The following is a 10,185-nucleotide window of genomic DNA, read 5'->3' on the forward strand; positions in this document are numbered from 1 at the left end:
CAAAAGTAGTTGTTATATAATAGAAATAGTCTATGAAAAATCGGAGTCAACTACAGAAAATAAACAAATAGCAGGAGTAGATTTAGGAGTAAATAACTTAATCGCTGTAACTACAAATCAAACAGGAATTTCACCTCTATTGATTAAAGGCAGACCATTAAAAGCAATTAACACCTTTTATAATAAACAGCGCTCTTGTTTACAATCTCAATTAAAAACCAACCACAATCAAAGTAATTCTCCGAAGTTAAAAAAATTAACTCACAAACGAAATTGTCGAGTGGAAAATTATCTCCATACAGCCAGTAAAAGAGTAATAGATTGGTGCATTGACCATGAAATAGGCATCTTAATTATAGGGCAGAATCAGAATTGGAAACAAGAGATAAACTTAGGCAAAAAGAACAATCAACAATTTGTGAACATCCCTCATTATAGGTTAATAGAGATGTTAACGTATAAAGCCAAATTAAGAGGAATAAAAGTAATAATTACAGAAGAATCTTATACATCTCAATCGAGCTGTTTGGATGGGGATGATTTACCAAAATACGGAGATAAAAAAACGAAATTTAGTGGAAAAAGAGTAACAAGAGGGTTGTATAAAACCAGGAAAAATAAATTATTAAATGCAGATGTAAATGGGTCATTGAATATTATTAAGAAAGTAATTCCTGATGTCTTTGACCAAGGAATAAAGGGTTTGCCGTTTAACCCTGTAGTGCTTTACCCACTACGAATGACTAGACTTTCAGACCTTTGAATAAGTTTGAGTAAGTTTAGTTGAGCGGTNGGCCTACATTTACCAGAAACAAAAGCTGAAGCTCAAAGTCTTGATTCTAGTTTATTGTAAGAAGGAAGGCAGAAGGCAGAAGGGAAGAAAAGCAAAATTTTAGGGGTTGTATAAAACCAGGGGAAATAAATTATTAAATGCAGATGTAAATGGGTCATTGAATATTATTAAGAAAGTAATTCCTGATGTCTTTGACCAAGGAATAAAGGGTTTGCCGTTTAACCCTGTAGTGCTTTACCCACTACGAATGACTAGACTTTCAGACCTTTGAATAAGTTTGAGTAAGTTTAGTTGAGCGGTTATTGCAAAATAATAATACAAGTTTTTCAACCAGAGCGAAAGCTTCTGCTGGGACGTTTGCAAATTGAATAGACATTGAACCCATTCAATTTGCTGCCGATTCATCTGGTCGCCAAATCTGCATATTATGGTGTTAGGCTTCTCGGCGATTCAGCTAAATTTATTTGACAATTGATAACTGAAATGACTATTCAATGGTATCCTGGCCATATTGCGAAGGCCGAACGAAATCTGAAAGAACAACTGAAACGAGTTGATGTAGTTTTGGAAGTTCGAGATGCTCGTATCCCACTAACTACTAATCATCCCCAGGTATCTGAGTGGGTGGGTACTAAAGCACGAGTTTTGGTATTAAATCGGATGGATATGATTCCTGTGGAAGTTATGAAAAGATGGCAGGAATGGTTTGAAGGTGAGGGACAAGTGCCTTATTTTACTAATGCTCGGTTGGGTGATAGAGTGAAAAATGTGGCCAAGGCAGCGCGGGATGCTGGCCGTGCTGTTAATCAGAGACGGCGCGATCGCGGGATGTTACCTCGCCCTGTCCGTGCTGTGGTAATTGGTTTTCCTAATGTTGGTAAGTCTGCTCTTATTAATAGACTGTTGAAGAGGAAGGTTGTTGAAAGTGCGAGGCGTGCTGGTGTGACTAAACAATTAAGATGGGTACGCATTTCTGATGAGATTGAATTGTTAGATGCTCCTGGTGTAATTCCTAGTAGAATTAAAAATCCAGAGGATGCGGTTAAGTTGGCTATTTGTGAGGATATTGGGGATGCTGCTTATGATAATCAAATTATAGCTGCTAGTTTGATTGATTTTTTGATGTCTCTGGAAGTAGATAGTAATGGTTTTATTTCTGCTTCTTGTTTGGATTCTCGTTATGGCTTAAAAGTGGATAATTATACAGGTGAAGGTTATTTACATGAGCTGGCAGATCGGATTCATCAAGGAGATGTTGAGCGTACTTCTAGGCGAATTTTGGATGATTTTCGCAAGGGTTTATTAGGGCAAATACCTTTGGAGTTACCACCCTATTAAATGAGAAAAAAAGATTTTCTATTAATCAGGAAGTATTTATAGCAATTCCTAAAAAGCGTGAGGTACAAAATTCTAGGTATTAGGGAACAGGGAACAAGGAAGAAAAAAGACAAGTTTATCTAACCAACTTGAGAAACTCTATATCAAGTTTATTTAATAAATAAGCGATCGCTAGAAAATTGTGTATAAGATTTTGGTAGTTGGAAAACTCCATTACCAAAAAAAGAATTATTTCCAGACAAAACCTGCGAAAAATAAAGCGTCATTAATTAATAACTATTATTTATTTATTTATGGAGTTTCTCTTCTTCCTTCTTCCTTTCTATTTGGAAATATTGGTCCAGTGGGAGCCAAAAATCTCTCTCTTGATTTTCAGGAACTTGTTGATAAATATCAATTAGAAATTCAAGGATTAATCCATATTGGCGCTCATTATGGGCAGGAATACGAAATTTATCAAAAATTAAATATAGTTAACTTAGTTTTTTTTGAGCCTCTTTCTGAAAATTTTGAAATTCTTAAAAGCCACGTTGGAGAAAATGTTAGGTTATTTCAGATCAGAAGGCTTTAGGGAATGAAAATAAAACAGTTAAAATGTATGTATAAAGTGCGAATAATGCAAGGTCATCTTCTGTTTTACAGCCTAAAAAATATTTGGAACAATATCCTGAGATTGTTTTTGATAGAGAAGAATTTGTGGAGATGGTAAGACTAGATGATATTTTAGCTGGATAAAGAAAACTATAATTTCTTGACTATTGATGTACAAGGATATGAGTTAGAAGTATTGAAAGGTAGTAGAGAAACTCTGAAAAATATTGATTATATTTTGACTGAAGTTAATCCAGATGAATTATCTGAAAATTGTGCCAGAGTTGAGCAACTAGATGAATTTATAGGAAGGTTTAATTTTCAAAGAGTTGAAACAAATTGGGAAGGAGAAACTTGGGGAGATGCTTTTTATCTAAAGAGGTAGTTTTTTGTTGAATAAGTGTTAGATTAGTAAGAATAAGAAAAGGTGGTAGTTCCAAGGTTCAGCAATTAACAATGTTCATGTGACGAGGTGCCGTTTGCGAAGCATTCCGCAGGAAAACAATTAATAATTAATAATTACCCCTTCTGAAAACGGATAGGATTCACTAAAAGGAAAATTTTTGATTTATCCCCTATCCCAGGGGNGTTTTTTGTTGAATAAGTGTTAGATTAGTAAGAATAAGAAAAGGTGGTAGTTCCAAGGTTCAGCAATTAACAATGTTCATGTGACGAGGTGCCGTTTGCGAAGCATTCCGCAGGAAAACAATTAATAATTAATAATTACCCCTTCTGAAAACGGATAGGATTCACTAAAAGGAAAATTTTTGATTTATCCCCTATCCCAGGGGAGACTTTAAGGCGTGAATTGTTGAATGAATAATTAATTGACTATCAACTCTTAATTATTAATTATTAACTATTAATTATTAATTATTCGGTAAAATCTTACTCTAAATCTCAGCGATCGCTTCTATCTATATTCTCCAGTTGTTATATTTTTTAGTTGAACAAAAAGTCATGCATGAGGACGAGTTAACCCATTTAATTACACAATATCATAATTTTTTGGAGAATGCAAGGGTAAAACTTTCCTACGGCTGATTTTTTCTGGTGGTGCTTCACAAGATGAATATTTGGAGCAGAAGTTGAATCGAAACTACTATTTTTCCAAGATATATCTATTCATAAAAGTGGGATGCTATAGCAATTCCCAAAAAGAGTGAGGTACAAAATTTTTTTTGCTTTGGTGAGTAGAAAATTAGAGGAGTATGAAGATAAGAGACTGTTTGTAAAGTTTTGTAAGGGAAAGCGATCGCCATAACGCAAAAGGTAAGACAATGATAATTGTAATGATTTTCCCTCCTATNTAGGTCTGGAAGTGTCGATACAACAGAAGTTATTAATGGTATTTTCGTTGCTTTACACAACGGCTGTACATGGCGGGCACTTCCTCATGATTGACCACCTTGGCAGACCGTAGCTACATATTTTTATCGTTGGCAACGCAGTGGAGTATGGAAAGAAATCAATCATACGTTACGTTTGCGTAGCATTCGGTAGGAAAGAAAAGTCAGAATCAAACAAGGAAGAACTGAAGAACCATCGGCGGGTATAATTGATTCACAGTCGGTAAAAACGACTGAAAAAGGGGGATTAGAGGTTATGATGCTGGTAAAAAGGTAAAAGGAAGAAAACGACACATATTGGTAGATACTCAAGGGTTGTTACTGAGTGTAGTTGTACATACTGCAAATATAAAGGATACACAAGGAGCTAAGTCTGTATTTCTTCAAGCTAAACATGATGCCCCGAATCTGAAAATTGTTTGGGCAGATCAAGGTTATAGAGGAAAACTAGAGAAATCAGTGGCANGCGAGGGCGCGGCCGTAATCGTAGACTTTCTTGCATATTATGAAGAACATCCTCACAATAGGGAAGCTTTGGTTGATATTTCCATGATTCGTTTAATGTTAAAACGGTTAGGGTTGGCGGAGCAAGTGCGGCAGCTATATCGCTACTAATACTTCATAATTCTTTACAAACAGCCTCTAAGAAAAATAACTGTACTTCATAACTGTGGGAATTACTATATTGTATAAGCTACTCAACAAAAGGTTTGCTGGACTTGATAAGATTACAAATAGGATAAGAATATTGCCTCCGGAACCAGTCAAAGTTGTGATGGAGGAAAAAATTAATACAGAAGGATAAATTATGAGCGATTCAATTATCAAATTAGTCGATGACTTACCCACTGGTGGGATTACAGTCTCCGCATTACGCGCCTTAGATTTCGTCGTACCTGGTGAATGGAATAATTTAGTTGGTTTTGAAAATACAGTTCGTGAAATTACTGGAGAAGAAAAATCCAAAAAGATTCAAAAAATTAGTGAACGTGCTTTGTGGATATATAACGACGAATCTCAAGGTTATCAAGATGCCATCTGGACTTACCAAAGTCTAGATAAAGCTGATGCTGCTCTAGGTGCTACAGCAATGGCAAATAAAATTGGTGAAAAAATCTCTTTCCTGAGTTTTCTGAATAAGTTAACTCCATCAGCAGATACAACTCAAGCAATAGATTTATCCATCAAAATAGTAGCGGAGTTGGTTGCTTTTTGCAAATTGAATGGAATGCCAACTATGGATAGTTTAGGTGATTTTTCGGCAGCTTTGGCAGAAGAATATAGTGGTCCTTCTTTAATGCGAATGGTTGCTTTGGTTTGTTTCGATGGGTTGATTCCTCTAGGACCTGATTTTGTTAATCGTGTGGGAGATATTATTGGGGGCATGAGTTCTGCTGGTTTACAACAAAATCCTTTATTTCAGAGGGTAAATAATTTGATTCCTGGTGATGGTACTCAGGGTAAACTTGATTTTATTGGTAATAGTTTTGATGCGGTTAGGGGTTGGATGAGTAATTTAGTTTCGTCGCGAGGATTAGACCCTCAAATGATTATTGATAGTTTACAAAATTTTGTAGATATTGCTGATGATAAGTTGGATTATTTGGCGGCATTTATTGATATGACAACTAATTATTTTGAACATACTGGTGTTCAAACTGTAGCTCGTCGTTTGATCCTTCAAGCTGCTGAGGAAGTTTAAAAAGTCATAACTAAAGTAGGTTGGGTAAAGCTCTAGGGCAACCCAACCAAAATATAATTATTATATCGCTGCTTTCTACGGTTCATGGCGACAAGCCTTGTTCCTTATTCCTCTAACTATAGCAGCAGATTTTTACTACGCTTTATTACCCGCGTGTCGTTATTCAACCAGCCGTTAAAACGGGCGCTGTGTACTTCGGACCGTTATTTTTTAGGTTTCTAACCCTTAAGCGGAGACATACGCCCCAAACTTTGCCCCATTAAAACAGAAGCAAGATCTGAAGAAATCTCATTAAATACGCCTTTTTGGAAGAGTAGGATATTTAGAGCCACCGTAGGCGAAATGTCCCATTTCTTCACCTTTTTTAATGGGAATAGGCATACCACCTGGTGAAACGAATATTGATTCGTTGTGAATCAGTGAGGGCATAATGCGACTAATCGTGTTTAAGCCAACAGCGACTAAGCCAACATAACCGTATTGTTCTGTTTCGATAATGTAATAAGCACGGTGAAAATCCTCAAAAATACTGAAATCCGTGAAGCTTTCTGCCATATTTCTGGAATTAGACCACTCTGTTTCATCGCTCAGACCATTATAAATTCCAGGCAGATCTTGAGACTCTACAATCTTTCCATTTACTGGGGAATGGTAATGATGATAGTTGTATGGCATTAATGCACAGGAGACGGCGGTTCCTCCCTCAAAATATTGGGCATATTTAGAACCAGCAAATAGTTCAGCAACATTGATTTGCCTGGTTTTGACTTTCAGGCTAGTGGTGAGAGTCAAATCAGCTTCTAGGAAGTTAATTTGAGAGTCCGTTGAAGCCACTACAATGGAATCATCTTGAGGGTCTGCGATTGGACGTGGATTGGCAGATAGATTTAACTCGCGGGTGAAAAATTCATTAAAAGAATTGAAACCCCAATCAGGATAAATATAGTCTTCCATTCCAGTTGTGGGGTCATTAAGCCAGTCTTCAATGTAGACGGTTGAATCAGGACTATCCATAAATTGACCACGGATCAGGATAAATTCTTTAGTCCAATCGAAGATTTCACAAGTATATTGACGGGGATTAGCACTCTTACTTTTCAAGTAATTTAAGAAATAGAGAGCAGCAGGGTTATCACGATAGAAATAGGTGAAAGGTAAAATTCCGCCTAATTCTCCGTCTGGACTAGGCAAAAAAGTAAACCAGGCACGAAAGTACAGAAGAAAATCATCGATACTTGTACCGAACCAAAGATTTTTTATCCCTTCTGGCTCAATAATGGGAACCACATTGGCAACAGCCTGGTTATAGGCTGCCTCGACGACAGGATTACTTAAAATTACCTGAAGTTTGTCCATGTGCTGGTCCATCTCCGGGGTCAGTAGTGGATTGGTATAAAGGATTTCCTTCAAAGAATTGAAGGTTTCATCTCTATCACTTCCCTATCCGTATCTAGACATTCGTTTTTCTCCTCAAAATCATTGAGCCGTTAGTAATTTATCAGGGTGCAAATAATTGCGCCTCAGCGTCTTAGCCAAGTTTTCCTGCTATTTTTGTCCTTTTCGTTCAAACGTTCAGGGTGAACACTAGGGTGATTTTACAGTGTTTTCCCTTTAAAATATCATGTCAAGTTTTTTTTGTCAACCCCATTTTTCAGTTATCAGTTATCAGTTTAACCGGACAAATAGTAAACTTTTGTTCCTGATTTAATTTAGCTCGTAGTTTGGCTCTAGCCCTTAAATATTGGTTTAAGGGGCTAGAGCCAAACTACAAACAAAAGAATTATTCTCACTAATTTTTAGTAAACCCATAATTAAGGCGATCGCTTCTTTAATCGGAAATCTCTTAATATTAATTCTGCTGACAAAGGTAATAAGCTAACCGCTGAATGCTGAAAGCTTAACTTTTCAGTTATCAGAGTTTCTCCTAATATTGCCTAGGCTTATTTTAGAGTTTTCCTAGTTGTGTAATTTAATTTTGCTGTTAAGTTAGGGAAATATTGCTTTTTTGGCTTAATTGATTTTCGTATATATGAGCGCATCTTTCCCATTATACTTAATAATACCATGTTAAGTTTTTTTGTCAACCACCTTTTTTCAGTTATAAGGTATCAGTTATTAGTCTCGTAGTAAGATTTGAACAATAAGATAAATATTTAAGGGGCTAGAGCAAAACTACAAACATATTCTAACTAATTTTTAGTAAATCCATAATTAAGGCGATCGCTTCTTTTAAAAGTCTTTCTTCTTGTGCATAAGTTATTTTCTGATTGCTCTAAAAATATCCTACGAAAACTTCAAAATTAGCATATTGCTATAAAGTAGAGAGAATAGGATATTTTTTATTAGAGGATAACAAAATTGCTTTCACAAAATCCGATTGTCACATTTACGATTCTTTTATTAGTAATTTTAACTCTCCCCCCTCTGTTTGAGCGTCTCCGACTTCCTGGATTAGTGGGTTTATTAGTAGCAGGAATTGTTTTAGGTGGAGATGGATTAAAATTACTCGACCCAGAAACAGAGACAATGAAGTTATTATCAGATATTGGAAAAGTTTATCTGATGTTTGTTGCTGGCTTAGAAATTGATTTAGCAGAATTTAAAAAACANTAATTTTAACTCTCCCCCCTCTGTTTGAGCGTCTCCGACTTCCTGGATTAGTGGGTTTATTAGTAGCAGGAATTGTTTTAGGTGGAGATGGATTAAAATTACTCGACCCAGAAACAGAGACAATGAAGTTATTATCAGATATTGGAAAAGTTTATCTGATGTTTGTTGCTGGCTTAGAAATTGATTTAGCAGAATTTAAAAAACATAAAGACCGCTCTCTTGGTTTTGGTGTTGCGACTTTTTTATTCCCTATTATTACTGGTACATTAGTTGCAAAAATATTTGGTTTAGGTTGGAATGGTGCAATTTTAACAGGTTCTTTACTTGCTTCTCATACTCTTTTAGGTTATCCGATAGTACAACAGTTGGGTGTAGTAGGAAATCAAGCAGTTACTGTAACAATTGGGGCAACTATTTTTACTGATATTGCAGCTTTATTAGTCTTAGCAATTTGTGTGTCAATTAATGCTGGTAATTTTTCTGTAATTAGTCTGACAATTCAATTGGGAAGTTTGGCTATTTATTCCGTTGTAATTCTCTGGGGTTTTCAATGGCTAGGTAAACAATTTTTCCGGCGAACTACTAATCAAGAAAGTAATCAATTTTTATTTATTTTGTTGGTTGTTTTTATTGCTGCTTTAGGTGCAACTGTGATTAATGTTGATAAAATTGTTGGTTCTTTTCTGGCAGGTTTAGCAGTTAATGATGTAGTGGGTAAAAGTCTGGTTAAGGATAAAATAAATTTTGTTGGGAGTGTTTTATTTATTCCTTGTTTTTTTGTTAATATGGGATTACTGCTGGATATTTCAGCTTTTATCAATACATTTTTAACTAGCTTTGAGTTAACTTTATCAATTATTCTAGGTTTGCTAGGCAGTAAATTTTTAGCTGCTTTTTTTGCCCAAAAAATTTATCACTATAATTGGAATGAAACTATGAGTATGTGGTCTCTGTCGATGCCACAGGTAGCAGCTACTTTAGCTGCTGCATTGGTGGGTGTGCAAGTAGGGATATTGCCAGAGACTATATTTAATAGTGTAATTTTTCTGATGTTAGTAACTTCTATTTTAGGTCCGATTCTTACTGCTAAGTTTGCCAGTAAACTTTCTTTGCCAGAGGTAGATATTGAATCAGATCAATCTTTGATTTGGTGGGAAACTCATCAACAAATTCCAGAGGGTTTTACAGAAGACGTTGATGAAAATTTTAACCATAATTTTGTGGTATTAGTGCCAGTCTATTTTTCTCCATTACAAACAAAATATTTGATTGAAATGGCAGCAATGTTGGCAAAGCATGAAGCTGGTTTAGTAATTCCTTTATCCTTAGTAAAAGGTTATCTAAAGATGGATTCCCCTCAGTTAAATATAGCTTTACAGCAGAGTTATCAAAGATTAAATTCTGTTTTAGACATTAGCAAAAATTTTCAAATTGACACTACTCCAGAAACTCGAATTTCTGATAATTTTGCTAAGACTATTAGTCGCACAGCACGAGAAAAAAATGCTAGTTTAATTGTTATGAGTTGGGGCAAGAATACTGGTATTAAAGCTCGTTTATTTGGAAATATAATAGACCAGGTATTTTACTCTGCTCATTGCCCGGTAGCTGTGATGCGTTTGTTGGAAGAACCGATTAATATTCATCGGATTTTAGTACCTGTTAAAAACATTACGCCTCAAGCATTAAGAACTGTGAGATTTGCTCAACTTTTTGCTGATACTATCAAGCTTCCGTGACTATACTTCATGTGTGCGATCGCCAAACTCCTGAAGCACAAATTAATAAGTTTTATTCTCAAC

8 protein-coding genes and 1 pseudogene are annotated in these 10,185 nt (G+C 35.6%); 8 read left to right on the forward strand and 1 reads right to left on the reverse strand.

Annotated elements, in window-relative coordinates:
* From AFK68_RS24920 to AFK68_RS24960, 6 genes and pseudogenes are all read left to right on the forward strand, one after another.
* On the forward strand, positions 1-763 hold a 763-nt coding region (locus AFK68_RS24920), incomplete at its 5' end, for an RNA-guided endonuclease TnpB family protein (RefSeq protein ID WP_143438227.1).
* 513 nt (positions 764-1,276) lie between these two features.
* Positions 1,277-2,131: a ribosome biogenesis GTPase YlqF gene (gene ylqF, locus AFK68_RS24930; protein WP_094675983.1), complete on the forward strand. Its 855-nt coding sequence runs from the start codon at positions 1,277-1,279 to the stop codon at positions 2,129-2,131.
* Positions 2,132-2,324: 193 nt separating this feature from the next.
* A complete protein-coding gene (locus AFK68_RS24935) occupies positions 2,325-2,702 on the forward strand; it encodes a hypothetical protein (RefSeq protein ID WP_143438228.1) in 378 nt (125 codons plus the stop codon).
* Between the two features lie 180 nt (positions 2,703-2,882).
* Positions 2,883-3,107, forward strand: coding sequence for an FkbM family methyltransferase (locus AFK68_RS24940; RefSeq protein ID WP_168186645.1), 225 nt, complete (start codon positions 2,883-2,885; stop codon positions 3,105-3,107).
* 925 nt (positions 3,108-4,032) lie between these two features.
* Positions 4,033-4,536: pseudogene (locus AFK68_RS42535) on the forward strand (IS5 family transposase); the annotation flags it as partial.
* A 343-nt stretch (positions 4,537-4,879) separates the two neighbouring features.
* Complete coding sequence (locus AFK68_RS24960) at positions 4,880-5,773, forward strand: hypothetical protein (protein WP_094675991.1); 894 nt, start codon at positions 4,880-4,882, stop codon at positions 5,771-5,773.
* A 291-nt stretch (positions 5,774-6,064) separates the two neighbouring features.
* Here AFK68_RS24960 and AFK68_RS24965 read toward each other — a convergent pair whose 3' ends face one another.
* A complete protein-coding gene (locus AFK68_RS24965; RefSeq protein WP_143438229.1) occupies positions 6,065-7,183 on the reverse strand; it encodes a phosphatidylserine decarboxylase in 1,119 nt (372 codons plus the stop codon).
* Between the two features lie 948 nt (positions 7,184-8,131).
* Here AFK68_RS24965 and AFK68_RS24970 point away from each other — a divergent pair.
* Positions 8,132-8,382 (forward strand): cation:proton antiporter (locus AFK68_RS24970; RefSeq protein WP_371357550.1); only part of this gene is annotated, 251 nt, incomplete at its 3' end.
* A 51-nt stretch (positions 8,383-8,433) separates the two neighbouring features.
* On the forward strand, positions 8,434-10,122 hold the full coding sequence (locus AFK68_RS24975) for a cation:proton antiporter (protein WP_246844447.1): 1,689 nt from the start codon (positions 8,434-8,436) through the stop codon (positions 10,120-10,122).
* Positions 10,123-10,185: the final 63 nt, after the last annotated feature.

The organism is Hydrocoleum sp. CS-953 (assembly GCF_002260545.1).
Classification (GTDB): Bacteria; Cyanobacteriota; Cyanobacteriia; order Cyanobacteriales; family Microcoleaceae; genus Trichodesmium.

What these genes read in the sequence shown, in the direction of transcription:
- ylqF (WP_094675983.1), top strand. Translation starts at nt 1,277, where the DNA reads ATGACTATTCAATGGTATCCTGGCCATATTGCGAAGGCCGAACGAAAT.
- AFK68_RS24960 (WP_094675991.1), top strand. Translation starts at nt 4,880, where the DNA reads ATGAGCGATTCAATTATCAAATTAGTCGATGACTTACCCACTGGTGGG.